Consider the following 21,646-nt stretch of genomic DNA (forward strand, 5'->3'; position numbering starts at 1 on the left):
GCTGACTACAGTGGTTCGGACCATGCCTGCTGCCGCTTACGCCGGGAAGGAATGCGTCTGCCAGTTCCGCCGCGGGATCTGCGACCAGACCTGCGTGCGGGACATGCTCGACACGCCGTTCTACATCGCGTGCCTGAAGCTGAAGGGCCGCCGGTGCGTCGTCGTCGGCGGCGGCGAGATCGGGCTGGAGAAGGTCGAGGGGCTGCTCGCCTGCGGCGGCGACGTGACCCTCATCGCGCCCGACGCGGTGCCCGAGCTGGTGGAGCTGGCCGACGAGGGCTCGATCGCGTGGGAGCGCCGCGAGTACGCCGGCATCGACGACCTCGAGCAGACGTTCATCGTCATCGCCTGCACGGACGACACGGACACGAACATCCGCATCTACGACGACGCCGAGCGCCGCGCGATGCTCGTGAACATCGTCGACGTCCCGCCGCTCTGCAACTTCATCCTCCCGGCGATCGTCCGCACCGGCCCGCTCGCCATCGCGATCTCGACCGCCGGCGCGTCGCCCGCGCTCGCGAAGCGGATGAAGCGCGAGATCCAGGAGCACTTCGGCGAGGAGCACGCCCGCCTTGCGGTCATGCTCAACGACGTCCGCGGCTGGGCCAAGGGCACGCTCCCGACCTACAACGACCGCAAGGACTTCTTCGAGGGGATCGTCAACGGCGACCCCGACCCGATCGAGCTGCTCCGTCGCGGCGAGGACCAGGCGGTCCTCGACCTCATCGCGCGCGCCCAGCGCAGCGCGGTCCCCGCCGCCTAGGCGGCGGCGGGCACGAGCGCCGGGGTCAGCTCGACGAGGACCTCGTCGTCGGTGACGAGGACCCGGTGTGTCGCGACCGGCGGGCCTTCGTGGCCGATCGGCTCGCCCGTGTCGAGGGCGAAGCGGCGTTCGTGGAGGGGGCAGATGACGCTGCAGTCGCCGGCGATGCCGTCGGCGAGCGGGCCTCCGGCGTGCGGGCACGCGTGGTCGATCGCGTACCAGCCCATGGGCGTCCGGAAGAGCGCGATCCGGCGGCCGGCAAGCATCACCGCTCGCCCCTCGCCCATGGGGACGTCGTCGATCTGACAGGCATGGATCATGCGGGGCCCACCGCCTCGAGGTCGCGGAACTGGTTCGGGTGATACGGCGTGTCGCGCTCGAGCCACGGGTCCGTGACGGCGGCCTTGGCGAGACGGAAGCGCTCGCGCAGCGCGGCGCCCGTCTCCTCGCCGAGGACCTGCTCGCGGATCCAGTCGAGGCCGACGCGCGGCACGAAGTCGTAGGTCCGCTCCTTGAAGTCCGCGTGCTCGCGGTAGAGCTGGAGGAACGTCGTCGCGACGCGCAGCGCCTCGGCGCGCGAGGGCGCGGTCGTGAGCACGTCGGCCTCGCGGACGTTGCCGCCGGCGGCGCCGCCGACGCGCACCTGCCAGCGGTCCTCGCCGACCGCCACGAGCCCGACGTCCTTGATCGTCGCCTCGGCGCAGTTGCGCGCGCAGCCCGACACGCCGGCCTTGACCTTGTGCGGCGTGTGGAGGCCCTCCCACGCCTGCTCCATCTCGACCCCCAGGCCCATCGAGTCGCCGAGCCCGAACCGGCAGAAGTCGCTGCCGACGCACGTCTTCACCGTGCGGACCGCCTTGGCGTAGGCGTGGCCGCTCGGCATCCCGAGCTCGGCCCACACCTTCGGCAGATCCTCCTTCGCGACGCCCAGCAGGTCGATCCGCTGCCCGCCGGTCACCTTGACGAGCGGGACCTCGTACTTCTCGGCGACGTCGGCGATGCGGCGCAGCTCGGACGGGGTGGTCACGCCGCCGCGCATGCGCGGGACGACCGAGAACGTGCCGTCCTTCTGGATGTTCCCGTGGACGCGGTCGTTGATGAACCGCGCGTGGCGCTCCTCGCGATGGCGGTTCGCGGTGATCTCGGAGACGAGGTAGGCGAGCGCGGGCTTGCAGGCGCCGCAGTCGCGCCCGGTGCCGCAGGCGTCCGAGACCGCGGTGACGGAGTCGAAGCCGTGCTCGCGGATGGTCGCCGCGAGGTCCTCGCGCGTCTGGCGCTTGCAGGGGCAGAGGTAGTGCGGCTCGTCCGCGACCTCGCCGCCGGCCGCGAGCGCCACGAGGTCGACGACGAGCGGCTTGCACGAGCCGCAGCCCGTCCCCGCCCGCGTCATCGCCATGACCTCGCGCGGCGTCGTCGCGCCCTGCTCCGTGACGGCGTCCATCACCTGGCTCTTGCAGACGCCGTTGCAGTTGCAGACCTGCGCGTCGCCGGGCAGCTCGGCCGGGCCGGCGTCGAGCGACGCGACGAGGGCGTCGAGGGGATCGGGAACGGCCTCGCCGCGCCGCACCATGGTCGCCAGCTGCTCCGACCCGCGGAGGTCGCCGAGCAGGATCGCTCCCGCGGCGACGCCGTCCTTGAGGACGAGCTTGCGGTAGACGCCCGCCGTGGCGTCCGCCGTCACGACCTCGGCGTCGCCCTCGGCGGCGCCGACCGTGTAGAGGTCGATGCCCGCGACCTTGAGCTTCGTCGCCGGGACGCTCGCGGCGTACGCGGCGTCGCCGGCGGTGATCGCCTTCGCCGCCTCGCGCGCCTGCTCGAGGATCGGCGCGACGAGCCCGTGGACGAGCCCGTCGTGCTGCGCGCACTCGCCGACCGCGTAGACGTCGGGAAGCGAGGTGCGCAGGGCGTCGTCGACGACGATCCCGCGCTCCACCGTTGCCCCGGCGGCGCGAGCCAGCGCGGTCTCGGGCTTGATCCCGATCGACACCACGACGAGGTCGGCGTCGAGCGTCTCGCCGTCGGCGAAGGAGAGCCCGCGCGAGGTGATCGCGGTGGTCTGCCGGATGAGCTGGACGTCGACGTCGAGCGCCGCCCTGAGCATCGTCGCCGAGCCGGCGTCGAGCTGGCGCTCCATCAGCCGGTCCATGAGGTGCACGACCGTGACATGGAGCCCACCCACCCCGTCCTGCGACGCGATGCCGCGCGCGGCCTCCAGGCCGAGCAGCCCGCCTCCGATGACCGCCGCGCGGTGCGCCCTCCGCGCGGCGGCCCGGATCGCGTCGCAGTCCTCCGGACCGCGGAACGCATGCACGTGATCGAGGTCGATGCCGGGGATCGGCGGCAGGAGCGCCGTCGAGCCCGTCGCCAGCACGAGCGCGCCGTACGGGAGCGCCGTCCCGTCGTCGAGCTGCACGAGATGCGCCACGGCATCGACCTCGTCCACCCGCCGACCCGTCAAGACCTCGACGCGGTGGTCGTCGAACCACTCCGGCGGGCGCAGCTGCAGCGTCTCGCACGAGGCGCCGGAGACGAGGATCTCGGAGAGCCGGACCCGGTCGTACGGCAGGCGCGGCTCGGCGCAGACGAGCGTGATCGGCCGCAGCGCGTCGCGCTCGCGCAGCGCCTCGCAGACCGCGAGGCCCGCGATGCCGCCGCCCACGACGACGACGGAGCCGCTGGCCGGAGAGGTCCGGGTGGGCGCGGCCGGAAGTCCGTCTTCCCTCATGCCGGCATCGTGGCCGCGGGCGATTTCGCGACCTGGTCGCTTGTGTTTCGAGCCGATGAACGGTGGCGGTCGAGCAGCGAACGGACGTCGCTCGCGCAGCCGCCGCAGCCGGTCGTGGCGCGGGTGCTGTTGGCGACCTGGGCGACGGTGGTGAGACCGCGGGCGGTGATCGCGCCTTCGATCTCTGCGGCGGTCACGGCGTTGCAGGAGCAGACAGTCGCGTCGCCTTCGGGGACGACGGGCTCGGCGGCGGCGCCGGCCGGAGCGAGCAGCGTCTCCTCGGCGGGCTCGCCCGATCGCAGGGCGGTGGTGCAACGGCGCGCGTCGGCGACGTCGCCGATGAGGATCGCCCCGGCGAGCCGGTCGCCGTCGAGGATGAGCTTCCGGTACACGCCGCGCCGCGTGTCGCGGAGGACGACCTCGTCCTGGCCGTCCGCCGCCTCGGCGACCCCGCCCGCGTAGACGTCGACGCCGGAGACCTTGAGGACGGTCGCGGTGACCTGCGGGTGGAACGCGGCCGGATCGCCGGCGACGCCCGCGCCGGCGACGCGCGCCTGCTCGGCGAGCGGCGCCCAGAGCCCGTAGATCGTCCCGCGGTGCTCGGCGCACTCGCCCGCGGCGAACACCGACGGAGCGCCCGCGCGCATCGCGTCGTCGACCACGATCCCACGCTCGACCGGGATCCCCGCGGCGCGCGCGAGCGTCGTCTCCGGCCGCACGCCCGCCGCGATCACGACGAGGTCGGCCGGCAGCACGGTGCCGTCCTCGAGCTCGACTTCCTCGGGTCCGATCGCCCGCGGCAAGACGCCGGTGTGCACCCGCATCCCACGATGCGACAGCGCGTCGGTTGGGTGGCGACCGTCGGTGAGCGCGGCCTCCACCATCCCCGCCGCGATTACGTCGAGCTGGCGTCCCATGAGCTGCGGGGCCGGCTCGACGACGGTCACCCGCGCCCCTCTTGCGCGAAGCCCGGCGGCCGCCTCGAGGCCGAGCAGCCCGCCGCCGAGCACCACCGCGCGGCGCCCCGCGAGCGGCGTCCCGGCGAGCGCCTCGACGTCGGCGCGCGTCCGGAAGACGCCGACGTGCGGGAGGTCCGCGCCCGGCACCGGCGGGACGAACGGCCGCGACCCGGTCGCGAGCACGAGCGCGTCGTAGCCATGCACCTCGCCGGAGACGTCGGTGGCCGTCTTCGCGGCGGTGTCGATCGCGGTCAGCGCGCAGCCCCCGCGGAGGTCGATGCCCCGCTCCGCGTACCAGCCCAGCGGCCGCACGGCGAGCTCCCCGGGGCCGCACTCGCCGGCGAGCAGCTTCGACAGGAGGATCCGGTTGTAGACCGGTCCCGTCTCCTCGCCGAACATCGTGATCCGCCACGTGGGGTCCCGTGCGAGCACCTCCTCCGCCACTGCGAGACCCGCCATCCCGGTGCCGGCGATGACGAGGTGGCGGCGCGCCGGCGAAGACGCGCGGAGGCGGCCGGCAGAGGCCGCGGGGGCGGCAGAGGCGCCGCCGCGCGAAGCCCCTCGGGCGGTGGCGAGCGGCGCGACGGCGACGGCGATCGCCTTCAGCTCGGGCTGCTTGGAGGTGGGGTCGATCGAGGCGTGCGAGAGGGCGTTGAGCTGGCCGGCGCCGGCGGGTGCGTGAAGCGCGCCGAAGTGGAACGGCGCGAAGGCGACGCCACGCGGGAGCGTGTCGTCGAGCACCGCGTCGACGAGCACCTCTCCTCGCCGGGACCGGAGGCGGATGCGGTCGCCGTCGGCGATCCCCTTCGCGTCCTCCGGATGGAGCGAGACCGTCGGCCGGCCCGCCTTCAGCCGCGCCGACTTCCCCGTCCGCGACATCGTGTGCCACTGGTCCGCGAGACGGCCCGTAGTGAGCACGAGCGGGAACGCGTCGTCAGGTGCGTCCGCCGGATCCGCGTGCGGGGTCGGCGCGAAGCGGGAGCGGCCGTCCGGCGTGAGGACCCTTCGTTCCGCGTAGAGACGCGCTGTCCCTTCGTGGTCGGGGGACGCCGGGGCGGGCCATTGGACGGAGCCCTCTCGCCGCAACCGCTCGTGGGAGATCCCGGTGACGTCGCAGGGGCGGCCGGCGGTGCAGGCGGCCCATTCGTCGTAGACCTCGGCGGGCGAGGACCAGCTGAAGGCGTCGGCGAAGCCGAGCTCGCGGGCGAGGGCGGCGTAGATCTGCCAGTCGGGGCGGGCCTCTCCCGGTGGGTCGAGGAGCTTGCGGACGAGGCCGACGCGGCGCTCGGAGCTCGTCATCGTCCCCTCCTTCTCCGGCCACGCGGCGGCCGGGAGGACGACATGGGCGAGTGCGGACGTCTCGGTCGGGTGGTGGCAGTCCTGGACGACGAGGAGCTCGGCGCGCTCGAGGGCCTCGCGGACGCGGCCGCCGTCCGGCAGCGAGACGATCGGGTTCGTCGCCGCGACCAGCACCGCGCGGACGCGGCCGTCGAGCAGCGCGTCGATGAGCTCGGTCGCGGTCAGGCCGGGCGCGGATGAGAGGACCGACGGGTCGACGCCCCAGTGCGCCGCGATCGCCGCGCGATCGGACGCGACGTCGACCCGCCGGTAGCCGGGCAGCAGATGGGCGAGGCCCCCGACCTCGCGCCCGCCCATCGCGTTCGGCTGCCCCGTCAGCGACAGCGGCCCGGCGCCCGGCCGGCCGAGGTTCCCGGTCGCCAGGCAGAGGTTGATGAGCGCGCGGTTCTTCAGCGTGCCGACCGTCGACTGGTTCGCGCCCATCGACCACAGCGCCATCGCCGCGCCCGCCGCGCCGAACAGCGACGCCGCCCGCTCGATGTCGGCGGCCGGCACGCCGCAGACCGCCGCCGCCCGCTCGACCGGCCACGCAGACGCCACCGCCAACGCCTCGTCGAAGCCGCTCGTGTGCCGCGCGATGAACGTCTCGTCCAGCAGCCCCTCCCGCGCGAGCACGCCGAGCATCGCGTTCAGCAGCGGCAGATCGGTGCCCGGCCGCACGGGCAGGTGCAGGTCCGCGGCCGCCGCGGTCGGCGTCCGGCGCGGGTCGGCGACGATCACCGTCGCCCCCTCGGCCTGCCGATCGCGGATCCGCGACCACACGATCGGATGGCACGCGGCGGTGTTCGACCCGAGCAGGAGCAGGCAGTCGGTCAGAGCCAGATCCGCGTACGCCGGCGGCGGCCCGTCGCTGCCGAACGCACCCGTGTAGCCGGCGACGGCGCTCGACATGCACAGCCGCGAGTTCGAGTCGACGTTGTTCGTCCCGAGGAACCCCTTCGCGAGCTTGTTGACCGCGTAGTAGTCCTCCGTCAGCAGCTGGCCGGAGATGTAGAACGCCACCGCGTCGGGCCCGTGCTCCGCCACGATCCGCCGCAGCGACGACGCGACCCCGCCCAGCGCGGAGTCCCACGACACGGCGGTGAACGGCTCGTCCCGCGACGACCGCGCCAGAGGCACGACGGAACGGTCCGCGGCATGGACCGCGGACCCCAGGTCCGTTGGCTTCCGGCACGTCCGCCCGCGGTTGACCGGATGACGCGGATCGCCCTCCACGCGCGCCACGCGCCCGCCCGAGACGGTGACCCGCAGACCGCAGCCGGTCCCGCAGTACGGGCACAGGGTCAGCTCCGGTCCGGGCACCCGGCGAGCATGGGCGCAAGCCGTTTCCCGCGAACGACCCGTGTGTTTCAGGCTGATGAACGCGATTCGACATGACGGCGAACCGGTTCCGACCGCGGGGCGGATGAAGGATCGCGAACCCTCTCCTAGCGTGGCCGAGCGTCATGGGTCCCCACGACGCGTACGTGCTGCGCACGGTCGAGGAACGCGGTGTCCGGTTCGTCCGGCTCTGGTTCGTCGACGTCCTCGGCGTGCTCAAGTCGCTCGCGATCCCGGCCTCCGAGGTCGAGAGCGCGCTGCAGGACGGCGTCGGCATCGACGGCTCCTCGCTCGAGGCGGCGGCCCGCCGGCGCGAGCGCGACGTCCTCGCGTTCCCGGACCCCGACTCGTTCGGCCTCCTCCCCTGGCGCGACGCGCCGGTCGGGCGCATGTTCTGCACGATCCGCCGCGAGGGCGGGGCCGCGTTCGCCGCCGACAGCCGGCAGGCGCTGCAGCGCGTCCTCGCGTCCGTGGCCGACCTCGGCTGGACCGCGCAGGTCGGCGCGGAGATCGAGTTCTTCCTCTTCGCCGGCGACAGCGCGGACTCAGGCGAGCCTCGCCTGCTGGACAACGGCGCCTACTTCGATCTGACTCCGCTCGACGAGGGGTCCGACTTCCGCCGCCGCACGATCGACCACCTCGAGCAGCTGGGCATCCCCGTCAAGGCGAGCCACCACGAGGTCGCCCCCAGCCAGCACGAGATCCAGCTCGCCCACACGGACGCGCTGTCGATGGCCGACGCGATCACGACGTTCCGCCTCACGGTCAAGGAGGTGGCGAGCGAGCTGGGCCTGCTCGCGACGTTCATGCCGAAGCCGCTCGAGGACCACGCCGGCAGCGGCATGCACCTGCACCTCTCGCTCTTCGACGGCGACCGCAACCTCTTCCATCACCCCGATCCCGAGCAGCCGCTGTCGGACGCCGGCCGCAGCTTCCTCGCCGGCGTGCTCGCCCACGCCCCCGAGCTGACCCTGCTCACCAACCAGTGGGTGAACTCGTACAAGCGCCTCACGACCGGCTTCGAGGCGCCGAGCCACATCCTGTGGACGCGCACCGGCGGCGAGGGGCTCGTGCGCGTGCCGGCGACGCGTCCGGAGCGGGAGTCCGCGACGCGCCTCGAGCTCCGCTCCCCCGACCCCGGCGCGAACCCGTACCTGGCGATCGCGCTCGTGCTCGCCGCCGGGCTGCGCGGGATCGAGCGCGGCTACCAGCTGCCGCCCGAGGACGGCTCCGACGAGGAGACCGAGCTGCTGCCGTCCGACCTCAAGAGGGCGACCGACCTCTTCGAGGGGTCCGAACTGGCCCGCGAGACGCTCGGCGACGGCCTCGTCGACCTCGTCGTCGCCAACAAGCGCCTCGAGTGGGACGCGTTCCACGCCACGATCACGTCCTGGGAGCACCGCCGCTTCCTGCGGTTGCTCTAGATGGGCGAGGCGTGGATCTACCTCGAGTCCGGCGCCGAGGACGCCCCGGCGAAGGAGGCCGCGCGCCTGCTGGCGGAGCTCGGGTTCGCGCCGCGCCGCGTCGCGGTGAACGGGACGCTGCGCCCCGAGGGCGACGGCGGCGGGCCGCCGAAGCCGCCCGACGTCGCGCTCGTGCTCGGCGAGCCGGAGCTGTGCACGCGCCTCGAGGCCGATGAGGAGATGGGCGACGTGCCGCTCGTGCTGGCGATCGAGGACGAGGAGCTCTCCGACGGCATCACGGTGCACGAGGGCCACGAGCTGATCGTCCTGCCGCTGCGCCCCGCCGAGCTGCGCGCGCGCATCGCCCGCGCCCGCCGCCGCGTGCGCGGCGTGCCGGCCGACGACGTCGTTCGCGTCGGGACGCTCGAGGTGAACCTCGCGACCTACCAGGTCTCGATCGCCGGCCGTCCCGTCGACTTCACGTACATGGAGTACGAGCTGCTCAAGTTCCTCGTGACGCATCCGAACCGGGTCTTCACGCGCGAGGCGCTGCTGAGCCGCGTGTGGGGCTTCGACTACTACGGCGGCGCGCGCACCGTCGACGTCCACGTGCGGCGCGTCCGGGCCAAGCTCGCCGAGCACGCGGCGCGGATCAAGACCGTGCGGTCCGTCGGCTACCGGTTCTCGATCGAAGGAGGCGGCGGCCCGTGAGCGTTCGCACGACCTACCCCGGCTTCCGCCAGACGATCAAGGCGGTCGCGACGGGTCCGAGGGGCTCGCGCAACCTCAGCTTCGACGAGGCGCGCGAGGTCGGCCTCGCGCTGCTCGACGGCGCCGTCAGTCCAGCGCAGGCAGGCGCGTTCCTCATCGGCCTGCGGTTCAAGGGCGAGGGAGCGGAGGAGCTCGCCGGGATCGCGCAGGCCGTCCGCGACCGCGCGCTCGACCTGCGCGTGCCCGCCGGCCGCGGCCCGATCGTCGTCACGGCGGGCGCGTTCGACGGGATCGCCGACAGCCCGTCGCTCGGCCTCGCCGCGACGGTCTGCGCGGCCGCCGCGGGCGCGGCCGTCGTCATCGCCTGCGCGACGCGGCTCGGCCCGAAGCACGGGGTGACGCCCGCCGACGTGCTCGCCGAGCTCGGCGGCCCGGCGCGTCCCGCCCCCGACGAGACCGAGGCGATGCTGGAGCGCTCGGGCGCCGCGCTCCTCCACGCCGCCGAGGCGGTCGAGGGCTGGGAGGCGCTTGCCGCCGTGCGCGACGAGGTCGGATTGCGCGGCCCGTTCCACTCCGCCGAGAAGCTCGTCGACTGGTTCGGCGCGAAGCGCTTCGTCGTCGGCCACACGCACGGCGGCTACGGGCCGCGGCTGCTCGGCGCGCTCGAGCGACTCGGCGCCGACCGGGCGATCGCGCTGCGCGGCATCGAGGGCTCCGACGTGCTGCGTCCCGGCCGGCCGATCGCCGCGAGCCTCGACGGCCCGCTCGACCTGCCCGAGCGGCTCGGCATGGTCGTCCGCGGCGACAGCGACCCGGCCATCGCGGCGGGCCTCACGCGGGCGGTGCTGAGCGGCGACGAGCACGGCCCGGCCCGGCACGCGGTGACCCTGAGCGCCGCGCTGCGCCTGCTGGCCGCCGGGCTCGCCGACACGCCGACCGGCGCCCTGACGCGCGCCGAGGCGGTCCTCGACGACGGCCGGGCGGCCGCCACGCTCGACGCCTTCGTCGGGTGACGCCCCGGAAACAGATCCGAAACGCGAGTGCAAAGGCGGGGACACCGCCGCACCTCAGCATCGACGCGCATGAGCCGAGCCATCACGCACTGGGAACCCGACGACCCGCAGTTCTGGGAACAGACCGGTCGTCAAGTCGCGCGCCGCAACCTGCGCTGGTCCATCTTCGCCGAGTTCCTCGGCTTCTCGATCTGGCAGCTGTGGAGCGTCGTCGCCGTCAAGCTCAACGACAGCGGCTTCGACCTCTCGACCAGCCAGCTCTTCTGGCTCGTCTCGATCCCCGGCCTCGTCGGCGCGACGATGCGCTTCCCGTACACGTTCGCGCCCGCGCGCTTCGGTGGTCGCCGCTGGACGATGGTGAGCGCGCTGCTGCTGCTCATCCCCGCCGGCCTGCTCGCGTGGATGGTGAGCGATCCGGCGACGCCCTACTGGGCGCTGCTCGCCGCGGCGGCGACCGCCGGCTTCGGCGGCGGCAACTTCGCCAGCTCGATGGCGAACATCTCCTACTACTACCCCGAGGACCGCAAGGGCGCGGCGCTCGGGCTGAACGCGGCGGGCGGCAACATCGGCGTCGCGGTCGTGCAGAAGGTCGTGCCGCTCGTCATCGCGATCGGCGCGGGCGCCGCGCTGCATCTCGCCTACGCCGGCCTCGTGTTCGTGCCGTTCATCCTGCTCGCCGCGTACGGCGCGTGGAGCCGCATGGACGACATCGCCGGGATGAAGTCGTCGTTCGCCGACCAGGTCTGCGTCGTCAGGCACCGCCAGACGTGGCTGCTGACGCTGCTCTACATCGGCGCGTTCGGCAGCTTCATCGGCTACTCCGCCGCGATGCCGCTGCTCATCAAGACGCAGTTCTCCGGCTACGACCCGCTGACGTACGCGTTCCTCGGGCCGCTCGTCGGGTCGATCGCACGGCCGTTCGGCGGCTGGCTGAGCGACCGCGTCGGCGGCGCCCGCGTGACCGTCGCGGTGTTCTTCGGGATGAGCTGCGTCGTGCCCGGCGTCATCGCCGCGCTGAACGCCGGCAGCTTCCCGCTCTTCCTCAGCTGCTTCCTCGTGCTGTTCGTCCTGTCCGGGATGGCGAACGGGTCGACGTTCCGGATCGTCCCGAAGGTGCTGACCGCGATGCACCCGCACGACCGGCCGCGCGCGCTGCGCGAGACCTCCGCGGTGCTCGGCATCAGCTCGGCCGTCGCGGCGTACGGCAGCTTCCTCATCCCGCAGGCGTTCTCGAAGTCGATCGAGCACACCGGGGGGCCGGAGACCGCGCTGTACGGCTTCCTCGCCTACTACGTCGTCTGCCTCGCCATCACCGTCGTGGCCTACCTGCGGCCGCGGGTCGAGACCCCACCCGTCATGCTTGGGCGGTGGGCGACAACCGACTGACGCACCTCGACGAGCACGGCAGCGCCCGCATGGTCGATGTGGGCGCGAAGGCCGTGACGGAGCGCCGCGCGGTCGCCCGGGCGACCGTGCGGATGGCTCCGGAGACCGCCGCGGCGGTCGCGCGCGGCGACGCGCCGAAGGGCGACGTCCTCGGCACCGCGCGCATCGCGGGGATCCTCGCGGCGAAGCGCACGGACCAGCTGATCCCGCTGTGCCACTCGCTGCCGCTGTCGTACGCGGGCGTCGAGGGCGACATCGACGCGGACGCGGGGACGATCACGCTGGTCGCGGAGGCGCGCACGCAGGCGCAGACCGGCGTCGAGATGGAGGCGCTGACCGCCGCCTCGGTCGCCGCGCTGACCGTGTACGACATGGTCAAGGGCCTCGAGAAGGGCGTCGAGATCGCCGAGGTCGTGCTGCTCGAGAAGACGGGCGGGCGGTCGGGCACCTGGCGCCGCGACTCCTGATCGCTTCCCGGGTTCCGGGGGTGTGAGGCGCATCGTCGTCGCCGCCCTGCTCGCGTCCGTCGCCGGGACGGCGACGGCGTCGGCCGACACGCTGGTCGTCGCCGCTCCCGGCGCGCGCAACCTCGCGTCCGGCGGCGGCTGGCTCGCGTGGGCCGCCCCGGTGGCGAACGACCGCTGGCGACTCGTGCTGCGCAGCCCGGACGGAGCGATCGTGACGCCGCCGATCCGATCGTTCGCCCGCGCCCCCGATCCGTCGATCGGCACGACGTCGCTGCGCTTCGCCGAGGCCCGCCTCGCCGTGGTCTACGCCCGCGATGACGGCGACGTCCACCAGCTCGACGTCCGGACGCTCCGCGAGCGGCCCGTCCGCGCCATCAACACCGCGGCGGTCGAGACGGCGCCCAGCCTGGCCACCGGCCGATACGCGTTCGTTCGCCGAAGCGGCCCTCGGCGCGGCGTCTTCGTCACCAGCCCGTCGGGTGCCGTACGCCGGGTCGCGCGGACCGTCGCGCGCGAGACCGCCGCATCGACCAGCCGCGTCGCGTACACGGACGGCAGCCGCGTGAGAGTGCGGCGCATGAGCGGCCGCGGCCGTGCCTTCTCGGTGTCCGGCGGCGGGACCGCGCCCCGAAGCATCGTGCTCTCGCGGTACCACCTCGCGTTCCTCACCTCGGGCGGTCGGGTCTGGTGGACCCCGCGTTTCGGCGGCTCGGGACCGACCGAGGTGCGCGCCCCCCGCCCCGCCAACCGCGCGCTGCCGGCCGCCACGACCGCCCTGGCGCTCGCCAACGCGCGGCCGCGCCTGTACCTGGATGCCCAGGGCATCCACCGGATCGACCCCCCGCTCTTCCTCGCCGGATAGCCTGCGCGCCGCGATGCGCACGGCGGTCCTGACCATCAGCACGCGGGTCTCGCGGCGTGAGGCCGAGGACGAGTCCGGGCCGCTGCTCGCCGAGCTGGCGGAGAACGCCGGCGCCGACGTGCAGGCGATGGAGGTCGTCCCCGACGACTTCTCGCTCATCGAGGACCGCCTGCACCACTTCGTCGACTCGGACATGGACTTCGTCTTCACGACCGGCGGCACCGGCTTCACGCCCGACGACGTGACCCCCGAGGCGACGCGCGCGGTGGTCGAGCGCGACGCGCCCGGCTTCGCCGAGGCGATGCGGGCCGAGGCGCAGCGCAACACGCCGATGGGGATCCTGTCCCGCGGCGTGTCGGGCATCGCCGGCCAGACGCTCATCGTCAACTTCCCCGGCAGCCCGAAGGCGGTCCGCGAGCTCTTCCCCGTCATCGCGCCGACCCTGCGGCATGTCTCCGCCACCCTCCGGGGCGACTCCCGCCATTGAGACGGAGGGCCTGGCGCGGGCGTTCGGGGAACGGATCGCGCTGGCCGACGTCTCGCTGACCCTCCCGGAGGGCGCGACGCTCGTCGTCTTCGGGCCGAACGGCGCCGGCAAGTCGACGCTGCTGCGGATCCTCGGGACGCTGCTGCGCCCGCACCGCGGCGTCGCGCGCGTCCTCGGCCGCGAGCTGCCGCGCGACGGCTGGCAGGTGCGGTCGAAGATCGGGTTCCTCGCCCACGACCCGCTGCTGTACCGCGACCTCAGCGCGCGCGAGAACCTGCTGTTCCACGCGCGGCTGCACGGCGTCGCGGAGGAGCGCGTCGACGCGCTGCTCGATGTCCTCGACCTGCGGGTCCGCGCGGACGAGCGCGTCCACGTCTTGAGCCGCGGCCTCACCCAGCGCGTCGCGGTCGCGCGCGCGGTGCTGCACGACCCGCCGGTGCTGCTGCTCGACGAGCCGCGCGCGAACCTCGACCCCGGGTCGATCGAGCTGGTCGAGCCGCTCGTCGGCAAGGCCTCGGGCAAGACCCGCGTGGTCACGAGCCACGATCCGACCGGCGGTCTGGCCGAGGCGGATCTCGCGCTCGGCCTGAGAGGCGGGAGACCGGTCTTCCTGCGAGCCGCCGGAGAGATCTCCGAAGCCGAGATCCTGGGGCTCTACCGGTGAGGCGCGCGGTCTCCGCCCTGCTGCGGAAGGACCTCCGGGTCGAGCTGCGGACGTTCGAGTCGATCCCCGCGATGACGCTCTTCGCGGTCACGACGTTCGTGCTCTTCCACTTCGGCCTCGACCGCCCGACCGTCGACGGCTCGCTGGCCGCCGGCGTCTTCTGGGTCACCCTGCTCTTCGCGGCGGTCCTCGGTCAGAACCGGCTGTTCGTCGCGGAGGAGGAGCAGGGCGGGTTCGACGGGTTCCTGCTCGCCCCGGTCGACCGCACCGCGCTCTTCGTCGCGAAGGCCGTCGGCCTGTTCGTCTTCCTCTGCCTCGTGGAGGTCGTCGCCGTCCCGGCGTTCGTGATCCTGCTGCTCGGGCCCGATCCGCTGCCGGCCCTGCCGGAGTGGCTGCTGCTGCTCGTCCTGGCCAACGGGGGGCTGGCGATCGTGGGGACGCTCGTCGCGTCGCTCGCCATCCGGACGCGCGCCCGCGACCTCATCGGGCCCCTGCTGACGCTGCCGCTGCTGATCCCCGTCGTGCTCGCCGCGTCGAAGGCCTCCGCGCCGCTCTTCGCCGCCGGTGGCGCGCAGACGCTCCCGGAGCGATGGCTGGCGATCATCGCGATCTATGATCTGCTCATGGGCCTCGTCGCCTACGGGGTCTTCGATTTCCTCCTAGAGGACTGAAAGCCGTGACCCGCTCCAGCAAGGGCCTGAAGGCCCTGATCATCGCTTCCACGCTCGCGATCGCCTTCTCGGCGTTCATGATCTTCGGCTACGCGCCGGAGGACGCCGACCAGGGCCTGCTCCAGAAGATCTTCTACGTCCACGTCCCGATGGCGATCGTCGCGCTGTGCGGCTTCGTCGCCGGCGGCCTGCTCGCGGTGCAGCACCTCCGCACGCGCGACCCCAAGTGGGACTTCCGCTCCTACGTCGTGATCCACATGTCGCTGATCCTTGCGGTCGGCGTGCTGATCACCGGCTCCATCTGGGCCCGCGGTTCCTGGGGCCACTGGTGGGTGTGGGACGAGCCGATGCTGGTCTCGTTCCTGATCGTCTTCCTGCTCTACGCGACCTACCAGCCGCTGCGGTTCTCGATCGAGGACCCCGAGCGCCAGGCCCGCTACGCCAGCGTGTTCGCGATCGTCGCGGGCGCGTTCGTGCCGCTGAACTTCGCGGCGGTGCGGATGGCGCAGAGCTACACGCACCCGCGCACGCTCGGCACGACCACCGGCGGCATGCCGGGCGAGATGATGCTGACGTTCCTCATCTGCCTGGCCGCGATGGCGCTGCTGTTCGTCACCCTCTGCCGGGTGGAGCTGGCGGCGAAGCGCGAGCGCGCCGAGGTGCGCCGCCTGCGGCGCAAGGTGACCGGGGACGACCTCGGACTCGGCGGCGGGCGCAGCGCCGCTCCGCAGGTGACCGCCTGATGCCCGACAGCAGCCCGTACCTCGAGGCGGCCTACGCCGTGTTCGTGATCCTGCTGGCGATCTACATCGGGATCATCACGCTGCGCGTCCGGCGCACCGCGCGCGAACGGCGCTCGCTCGAGGCGCAGCTCGCCGAACGCGAGGTCCGCGCCGACCGTCTCACGCCGGCCGACGAGCGCGAGGAGGTCGGCACCCGATGAGCGAGGTCCTCCTCCTCGGCGTCTCGCACAAGACTGCGCCCGTCGCGGTGCGCGAGCGGCTGTCGCTGACGCAGGCGCAGATCGCGCCGTTCCTGCACGACGTCACGTCGTCGCCGGCGATCCGCGAGGCCGTCGTGATCTCGACCTGCAACCGGACCGAGCTCTACCTCGTGGTCTCCGACGCGATGGAGGCCGAGAGCGCGGCGCTCGGCAAGCTCGCGGCGCGCGCCGCGATCCGGCCGACGGAGCTCGCCGAGATCGTCTACGCGCCGCGCAACTGCGACGCCGCGCGCCAGCTCTTCCGCGTCGCGAGCGGCCTGGACTCGATGATCGTCGGCGAGGCCGAGGTCATGGGCCAGGTGCGCCGCGCGCTCGACGAGGCGGGCGCCGCCGGCACCGACGGCCCGCTCGTCAACCGGCTCTTCAACGCGGCGCTGAAGACGGGCGGCCGCGTCCGGTCGGAGACCGCGATCGGCTCGGGCGGCGCATCGGTCTCGTCCGTCGCGGTCGACCTCGCCGCGGACGTGCTGGGCGACCTGTCGCAGCGCGAGGTCGTGATCGTCGGCGCCGGCGAGACCGCCGAGCTGACCGCCCAGGCGCTGGCCGCCAAGGGCGTCACCACCATCTTCGTCGCCAACCGCCACGCCGACCGCGCGCGGTCGCTGGCCGATCGCTTCGGCGGCTCGGTCGTCCCGCTCGACCGGCTGCCCGAGCAGCTCGAGCACGCCGACGTGCTCCTCGCCTCCACGGCGTCGCCGCACCCGATCGTCGGCGCGGAGGAGCTCGACCTCGTCATGCGCGCCCGCAACGGCCGGCCGCTGCTCGTCATCGACCTCGCCGTCCCGCGCGATGTCGAGGCGGCGTGTGCGACGCTCGACGGCGTGACGCTCGTCGACGTCGACGGGCTGCAGCGGGTGGTGCACGACAACCTGTCCGGCCGCGAGGCCGAGGCGCGCAAGGCCGACGAGATCGTCGAGGACGAGATCGGCCGGTTCGCGACGTGGCTCAGCTCGCTCGACGCGCTCCCCACCATCCGGGCGCTGCGCGCGCACGGCGACGACATCGTCGACGCCGTGCTGGGCGAGAACGCCGGCCGCTGGGACAGCGCGTCGCCGCGCGACCTCGCGCGGGTCGAGGCGATCGCGCGGGCGGTCATGAACCGGCTGCTGCACGAACCGACGATCCGGCTGAAGAGCGTGGGCCACGGGCGTCAGCAACTGGCGCGCGAGCTGTTCGGGCTCGACGAGGGCACCGCGGACACCGACGTGCAGCCCGACGTCGAGAACGTGCGCGCGCTGCGCCGGCGCTCTTCGTGAGGATCGCGACCCGCGGCAGCGCGCTGGCGCTCACGCAGGCGAGGATGGTCGCGGAGCTGCTTCCGGGCGAGCACGAGATCGTCGAGATCGTCACGTCCGGCGACCGCCGCCGGGCGGTCGACGACAAGCGCGAGTGGGTGCTGGAGCTGGAGGAGGCGCTGCTCGGCGGCGACGCCGACGTCGCGGTGCACAGCGCGAAGGACGTCCCGGTGCGGATCGCCAGCGGCACGGTGATCGGGGGCGCGCCGAAGCGAGCCGACGCCCGCGACGTGCTGTGCGGTGCGCCGTCTCTGGATGCCCTGCCGTCCGGCGCGCGGGTCGGGACGGCGTCCCTGCGCCGTGCGGCGCAGCTGCGGGCGCGCCGTCCGGATCTCGACGTCGTCGCGCTGCGGGGGAACGTCGACACGCGGTTGCGCAAGCTCGCCGACGGCGAGGCCGACGCGATCGTGCTGGCCGCCGCGGGGCTCGAGCGGCTGGGTCGTTCCGATGCCGCCGGAGGCCTGCTGGATCTCGTGCCGGCCGCCGGGCAGGGGACGCTCGCCCTGCAGGCGCGCTCGCGCGACCGCCGCACGCTCGCCGCGCTCGAGGACATCACCGACACCACGACCTTCGCGACGCTCGTCTGCGAGCGCGCGGTCGTCGCGGGGCTCGACGCCGGCTGCGACACGCCCGTCGGCGTCCACGCCGAGCGCTTCGACGAGTCCCTCCTCGTCCGCGCGTTCGTCGGCGCCGCCGACGGCTCCGCCTGGCTCACCGACGAGCTCATCGGCGACGATCCGGAGGAGACCGGCAAGGAGCTCGCGGGACGCCTCCTCACGGCCGGCGCCGAGGAGATCCTTCGCGCGCCCACGGTGCCGCCCCGAGAGACGTCGTCGCCTCCCCACGGAGGATCTCCGGCGTGACCCCCGGGATCGTCTACTTGGTCGGGGCGGGGCCGGGGGATCCGGGCCTCATGACGGCGCGCGCGCTGGAGGTCTTGGGGCGCGCGGAGGTGCTTCTGCACGACAAGCTCATCCCGCGCGAGGCCCTGTCAGCCGTGCCGGACTCGTGCGAGGTCATCGACGTCGGCAAGATCGGCGGCGGGCCTCAGGTGCCGCAGGAGGAGACCGAGCGGCTGCTGGTCGAGAAGGCGTCGTCCGGCAAGGTCGTCGTGCGGCTGAAGGGCGGCGACCCGTTCGTGTTCGGCCGCGGCGGCGAGGAGGCGCAGGTCCTGCGCGCCGCGGGGATCCCGTTCGAGATCGTCCCCGGCGTCACGTCCGGGATCGCCGCGCCCGCGTACGCCGGCATCCCGGTCACGTACCGCGGCGCCGCGTCGGCGGTCGCGTTCGTCACGGGCCACGAGGATCCCGCGAAGCCCGAGACGGCGATCGACTGGGAGGCGCTCGCGCGGTTCCCCGGCACGCTTGTCTTCTACATGGGCGTCAAGCAGCTGCCGCGGATCGCCGAGCAGCTCATCGCCCACGGCCGTCCCGCGTCGCAACCCGCGGCGATCGTCCAGCGCGGCACGTTCGCCGACGAGCGCTCGCTGGCCGCGACGCTCGAGACGCTGCCGGCGCGCGCCGCCGAAGCGGGGATCAAGGCGCCGGCGATCACCGTCATCGGCGAAGTCGCGGCGCTGCGCGACGAGCTGCAGTGGTTCGAGCGACGCCCGCTCTCCGGCCGCACCGTCGTCGTGACGCGCGCCCGCGCGCAGGCCAGCGCGCTCGCCGCCCGGCTGCGCGAGCTCGGCGCCTCCGTCGTCGAGGCGCCCGCCATCCGCACGGAGCCGCTCGCCGTCACCGTGCCCGACCTCAGGCAGTTCGACCTCGTCTGCGTCACGTCGCCCAACGGCGCCGACCGGCTGCTCGACGAGGTGCGCGACGCCCGCGCGCTCGCGGGGCCGACGATCGCCGCGATCGGCCCCGGCACCGCCCGCGCGCTGCGCGCCCGCGGCATCGAGGCCGACGTCGTGCCGGACCGCGCGGTGGCCGAGGGGCTCGTCGAGGCGCTGCGCGACGTCCCGGTGAAGCGCGCGCTCATCGCCCGCGCCGAGGAGGCGCGCGACGTGCTCGACAACGCGCTGCGCGACCGCGGCGCCGAGGTCGAGGTGCTCGCGCTCTACCGGACGGTCCCCGAGCCGATCGACGGCGCGCTCCCCGCCGCCGACTACGTCACCTTCACGAGCGGCTCGTCCGTCCGCGCGTTCCTCACGGCCGCGGGAGGGGTCGGCGACGCGCGCGTCGTCTCGATCGGCCCGGCGACGAGCGAGGCGCTCCGCGATGCCGGCCTCGAACCCCACGTCGAGGCGCCCGTCCACACCCCGGACGGGCTCCTCGATGCGCTCGTCGCCGACGCGGCCGCCGGCTAGACGCCGACCGGCTCGCGCTCGCGCTCCGGCTCGAAGTCCGGCGGCAGGTCGTCGATCGCCGGCTCCCGCGGGTCGACGTTCTCGACGAGGTGGCCCTCGAGCGAGACGTTCGGCAGGAGCTTGTCGAGCCACCCCGGCAGCCACCACGCCTTGTCGCCGAGCAGCGTCACGACGGCGGGCGTGATGACGAGCCGGACGATGAGCACGTCGATGAGGATCGCGAGGCCGAGGCCGAGGCCCATCATCTTCGAGATCACGTCGTCGGTCGTCACGAACGCGGTGAACACCGCGGCCATGATCAGGCCGGCGAAGAGCACGACCTTGCCGATCCGCGCCATGCCGTGCACGACGCTCTCACGCGGGCCGTCGCCCTCGTTGTAGGCCTCGTGCATCCGGCTGAGCAGGAAGACGTTGTAGTCCATGCTCAGCCCGAAGAGGATCGCGAAGATCATCACCGGGATGAACGAGACGATCGGCACGCCGCTGTCGACGCCGAGCAGGCTCGCGCCGAAGCCCTCCTGGAACACCGCGGTGACGACGCCGTAGGCGGCGCCGATCGACAGCAGGTTGAACCCGGCCGACGCGAGCGGGATCCACAGCGAGCGGAACGCGGCCATGAGCAGCAGGACGGAGAGCCCGATGACGACGCCGATGAAGAGCGGCAGGCGGCTCGCGACCTTGTCGGACATGTCCTCGAAGATCGCGGTCTGGCCGCCGACGTAGGCCTTCAGCTGCGTCCCCTCGGTCGCGGCCGGGATGACGTCCGTGCGCAGGCGCTCGATGAGCGCGCTCGTGCGCTTGTCCTGCGGCGACGTCGTGGGGATCGCGCCGATCGTGGCCATCGCGTCGTCTCGGCTGGGCGCCGCCTGCAAGGCGTTCGCCACGCCCGGCGTCTTGGCGATCGCGGCCTGGAGCTTCGCGAGGTCCGCCTTGCTGGTGCTCGCTCCGTCCGGCGTGTCCACGGCGATGAGCAGTGGGCCGGCGGATCCGGCGCCGAACGCCGTCTTCAGCTGGTCGTACGCGATCCGCTGGGTCTTGCCCTCGGGCTGGTTGCCGTCGTCGGGCTGGCCGAGGCGCAGCTGCGTGAGCGGCGCGGCGAAGACGAGCAGCACGGCGACCGCCGCGGCGATCGACGCCCATGGGCGGCGCGTGACCAGCTCGCCCCAGCGCGTGAAGAACGGCGACGGGCGGACGTGAGCGGCCTTCTTCGGCTTGAGCCACTTCGCGAGCGCCCCGATGAGCACGGGGAGGAACGTGAGCGCGGAGACGACGACGGCGGCCACGCCGATCGCCGCGCCGATGCCCATGCGGCCGATGAACGGGATGCCGACGACGAGCAGGCCCGCGATCGCGACCATGACGATCAGGCCGGCGGCGACGACGGACGCGCCCGACGTCGCGGCCGACTTCGCCGACGCGTCGCGGACCGAGTCGCCGGCGGCGACCTGCTCGCGGAAGCGCGCGATGATCAGCAGCGCGTAGTCGATGCCGGCGCCGAGGCCGAGCATCACCGCGATCGTGCCCGCGAACGACGGCAGGCCGAGCGGATCGCTCAGGATCGCGATCAGCAGCTGGCCCGTCATGACGCCGAGCAGCGCGCCGATGAGCGTCGCGATCATCGCGGCGAAGGAGCGGAAGAGGACCGTCAGCAGGATGAACGCGAGCGCGACGCCGATGAGCTCGCCGACCGGCGCCTCCTGCTGCTGGGCGATGTCGACGACCTGGCCGCGCATGGCGACGGAGACGCCGCCGGCCTCGCCCGACCGCGCGGCCTCCTCGAGCTTCTCGCCGTCCTCCTTCTCGATGTCCCCCGGATCGGTGCTGTAGCGGACGTCGGCGGCGCCGATCGTGGCGTCCTTCGAGAGCTGGCCGCCCTGCGCGAACGGATCGCCGACGGAGACGACGCCGGGCAGCTTCTTGATCGCCGCGATCGACTTCTCGATCTCGGCGCGCTTGCCCGCGTCGGTCAGCTTGCCGTCGGCGGTGCTGTAGACGATCGTCGCGTCGGCGCCGGCGAGGGCGGGCGTGTGGTCGCGGAAGAGGTCGATGGCCTTCTGCGACTCGGTGCCGGGGACCTTGAAGTCGTCGGCGGCGGGGCTGCCCGCGGACGCGAGGGCGCCGAGGACGAAGAGCGAGGCGATGGCGGCGAGGAGGCTGCGCTTCCAGTGGTGCGTGAGAGCGCGCGCCATGCGGGCGAGGGCGGCGGACATGGCCGGCAGTGTAGCGGGGTGCTTGCAGTCGCTGCAA

The 21,646-nt window shown here is 73.6% G+C and carries 19 protein-coding genes and 1 pseudogene; 15 read left to right on the forward strand and 5 right to left on the reverse strand.

Going from position 1 to position 21,646, the window contains the following annotated elements; all coding sequences use genetic code 11:
* Positions 1-22: 22 nt before the first annotated feature.
* The gene (locus AC1UE4_RS20725) at positions 23-766 is read left to right on the forward strand and encodes a precorrin-2 dehydrogenase/sirohydrochlorin ferrochelatase family protein (protein WP_482919232.1); all 744 of its coding nucleotides are present in this window, start codon (positions 23-25) and stop codon (positions 764-766) included.
* Here the strand turns inward: AC1UE4_RS20725 and nirD are convergent.
* The 4 genes and pseudogenes from nirD to AC1UE4_RS20745 form a co-directional block, all read right to left on the reverse strand.
* Complete coding sequence (gene nirD, locus AC1UE4_RS20730; RefSeq protein WP_482919233.1) at positions 763-1,086, reverse strand: nitrite reductase small subunit NirD; 324 nt, start codon at positions 1,084-1,086, stop codon at positions 763-765. The two genes, AC1UE4_RS20725 and nirD, sit on opposite strands and share 4 nt — an antisense overlap.
* Positions 1,083-3,491 carry a nitrite reductase large subunit NirB gene (nirB, locus tag AC1UE4_RS20735; protein ID WP_482919234.1) on the reverse strand — a complete coding sequence of 803 codons (2,409 nt, stop codon included), beginning with the start codon at positions 3,489-3,491 and terminating at the stop codon, positions 1,083-1,085. Before nirB ends, nirD begins: the two co-directional genes overlap by 4 nt.
* Positions 3,488-6,928 carry a molybdopterin-dependent oxidoreductase gene (locus AC1UE4_RS20740; RefSeq protein WP_482919800.1) on the reverse strand — a complete coding sequence of 1,147 codons (3,441 nt, stop codon included), beginning with the start codon at positions 6,926-6,928 and terminating at the stop codon, positions 3,488-3,490. Before AC1UE4_RS20740 ends, nirB begins: the two co-directional genes overlap by 4 nt.
* Positions 6,929-6,985: 57 nt before the next feature.
* Positions 6,986-7,111 (reverse strand): annotated as a pseudogene (locus tag AC1UE4_RS20745) (hypothetical protein); the annotation flags it as partial.
* Positions 7,112-7,254: 143 nt separating this feature from the next.
* On the opposite strand from AC1UE4_RS20745, the gene AC1UE4_RS20750 reads away from it, so the two are divergent.
* From AC1UE4_RS20750 to cobA, 14 genes are all read left to right on the forward strand, one after another.
* The gene (locus AC1UE4_RS20750; protein ID WP_482919235.1) at positions 7,255-8,553 is read left to right on the forward strand and encodes a glutamine synthetase family protein; all 1,299 of its coding nucleotides are present in this window, start codon (positions 7,255-7,257) and stop codon (positions 8,551-8,553) included.
* Entirely contained in the window at positions 8,554-9,243 is a 690-nt protein-coding gene (locus tag AC1UE4_RS20755; RefSeq protein WP_482919236.1) for a winged helix-turn-helix domain-containing protein, read from the forward strand.
* Positions 9,240-10,256 carry a hypothetical protein gene (locus AC1UE4_RS20760; protein WP_482919237.1) on the forward strand — a complete coding sequence of 339 codons (1,017 nt, stop codon included), beginning with the start codon at positions 9,240-9,242 and terminating at the stop codon, positions 10,254-10,256. Before AC1UE4_RS20755 ends, AC1UE4_RS20760 begins: the two co-directional genes overlap by 4 nt.
* A 69-nt stretch (positions 10,257-10,325) precedes the next feature.
* Positions 10,326-11,642, forward strand: coding sequence for an MFS transporter (locus AC1UE4_RS20765; protein WP_482919238.1), 1,317 nt, complete (start codon positions 10,326-10,328; stop codon positions 11,640-11,642).
* A 29-nt stretch (positions 11,643-11,671) separates the two neighbouring features.
* Positions 11,672-12,109: a cyclic pyranopterin monophosphate synthase MoaC gene (gene moaC / locus AC1UE4_RS20770; protein ID WP_482919801.1), complete on the forward strand. Its 438-nt coding sequence runs from the start codon at positions 11,672-11,674 to the stop codon at positions 12,107-12,109.
* A gap of 22 nt (positions 12,110-12,131) precedes the next feature.
* Positions 12,132-12,971 carry a hypothetical protein gene (locus AC1UE4_RS20775; protein ID WP_482919239.1) on the forward strand — a complete coding sequence of 280 codons (840 nt, stop codon included), beginning with the start codon at positions 12,132-12,134 and terminating at the stop codon, positions 12,969-12,971.
* A 13-nt stretch (positions 12,972-12,984) separates the two neighbouring features.
* Entirely contained in the window at positions 12,985-13,458 is a 474-nt protein-coding gene (locus AC1UE4_RS20780) for a MogA/MoaB family molybdenum cofactor biosynthesis protein (protein ID WP_482919240.1), read from the forward strand.
* A complete protein-coding gene (locus AC1UE4_RS20785) occupies positions 13,421-14,122 on the forward strand; it encodes an ABC transporter ATP-binding protein (protein WP_482919241.1) in 702 nt (233 codons plus the stop codon). Before AC1UE4_RS20780 ends, AC1UE4_RS20785 begins: the two co-directional genes overlap by 38 nt.
* A complete protein-coding gene (locus AC1UE4_RS20790) occupies positions 14,119-14,793 on the forward strand; it encodes a heme exporter protein CcmB (protein WP_482919242.1) in 675 nt (224 codons plus the stop codon). Before AC1UE4_RS20785 ends, AC1UE4_RS20790 begins: the two co-directional genes overlap by 4 nt.
* A 5-nt stretch (positions 14,794-14,798) precedes the next feature.
* A complete protein-coding gene (locus AC1UE4_RS20795; RefSeq protein WP_482919243.1) occupies positions 14,799-15,536 on the forward strand; it encodes a cytochrome c biogenesis protein in 738 nt (245 codons plus the stop codon).
* Positions 15,536-15,736 (forward strand): hypothetical protein, encoded by a 201-nt coding sequence (locus tag AC1UE4_RS20800; RefSeq protein ID WP_482919244.1) that lies wholly within the window; start codon positions 15,536-15,538, stop codon positions 15,734-15,736. The genes AC1UE4_RS20795 and AC1UE4_RS20800 overlap by 1 nt, the downstream gene beginning before the upstream one ends.
* On the forward strand, positions 15,733-17,052 hold the full coding sequence (gene hemA, locus AC1UE4_RS20805) for a glutamyl-tRNA reductase (RefSeq protein ID WP_482919245.1): 1,320 nt from the start codon (positions 15,733-15,735) through the stop codon (positions 17,050-17,052). Before AC1UE4_RS20800 ends, hemA begins: the two co-directional genes overlap by 4 nt.
* The gene (hemC, locus tag AC1UE4_RS20810) at positions 17,049-17,954 is read left to right on the forward strand and encodes a hydroxymethylbilane synthase (protein WP_482919246.1); all 906 of its coding nucleotides are present in this window, start codon (positions 17,049-17,051) and stop codon (positions 17,952-17,954) included. Before hemA ends, hemC begins: the two co-directional genes overlap by 4 nt.
* Positions 17,951-19,399 (forward strand): uroporphyrinogen-III C-methyltransferase, encoded by a 1,449-nt coding sequence (cobA, locus tag AC1UE4_RS20815; RefSeq protein ID WP_482919247.1) that lies wholly within the window; start codon positions 17,951-17,953, stop codon positions 19,397-19,399. Before hemC ends, cobA begins: the two co-directional genes overlap by 4 nt.
* On the opposite strand, the gene AC1UE4_RS20820 is transcribed toward cobA, so the two are convergent.
* A complete protein-coding gene (locus AC1UE4_RS20820; protein WP_482919248.1) occupies positions 19,396-21,609 on the reverse strand; it encodes an MMPL family transporter in 2,214 nt (737 codons plus the stop codon). The two genes, cobA and AC1UE4_RS20820, sit on opposite strands and share 4 nt — an antisense overlap.
* Positions 21,610-21,646 lie beyond the last annotated feature (37 nt).

It is taken from the genome of Parviterribacter kavangonensis, from assembly GCF_056863335.1.

Excerpts from the sequence above, each read along its gene's own strand:
- AC1UE4_RS20780 (WP_482919240.1), top strand. The coding sequence starts at position 12,985 with ATGCGCACGGCGGTCCTGACCATCAGCACGCGGGTCTCGCGGCGTGAG.
- AC1UE4_RS20750 (WP_482919235.1), top strand. The coding sequence starts at position 7,255 with ATGGGTCCCCACGACGCGTACGTGCTGCGCACGGTCGAGGAACGCGGT.
- AC1UE4_RS20765 (WP_482919238.1), top strand. The coding sequence starts at position 10,326 with ATGAGCCGAGCCATCACGCACTGGGAACCCGACGACCCGCAGTTCTGG.
- hemA (WP_482919245.1), top strand. The coding sequence starts at position 15,733 with ATGAGCGAGGTCCTCCTCCTCGGCGTCTCGCACAAGACTGCGCCCGTC.
- nirB (WP_482919234.1), bottom strand. The coding sequence starts at position 3,491 with ATGAGGGAAGACGGACTTCCGGCCGCGCCCACCCGGACCTCTCCGGCC.
- AC1UE4_RS20755 (WP_482919236.1), top strand. The coding sequence starts at position 8,554 with ATGGGCGAGGCGTGGATCTACCTCGAGTCCGGCGCCGAGGACGCCCCG.
- AC1UE4_RS20800 (WP_482919244.1), top strand. The coding sequence starts at position 15,536 with ATGCCCGACAGCAGCCCGTACCTCGAGGCGGCCTACGCCGTGTTCGTG.
- AC1UE4_RS20785 (WP_482919241.1), top strand. The coding sequence starts at position 13,421 with ATGTCTCCGCCACCCTCCGGGGCGACTCCCGCCATTGAGACGGAGGGC.
- AC1UE4_RS20725 (WP_482919232.1), top strand. The coding sequence starts at position 23 with ATGCCTGCTGCCGCTTACGCCGGGAAGGAATGCGTCTGCCAGTTCCGC.
- moaC (WP_482919801.1), top strand. The coding sequence starts at position 11,672 with ATGGTCGATGTGGGCGCGAAGGCCGTGACGGAGCGCCGCGCGGTCGCC.
- AC1UE4_RS20820 (WP_482919248.1), bottom strand. The coding sequence starts at position 21,609 with ATGTCCGCCGCCCTCGCCCGCATGGCGCGCGCTCTCACGCACCACTGG.
- nirD (WP_482919233.1), bottom strand. The coding sequence starts at position 1,086 with ATGATCCATGCCTGTCAGATCGACGACGTCCCCATGGGCGAGGGGCGA.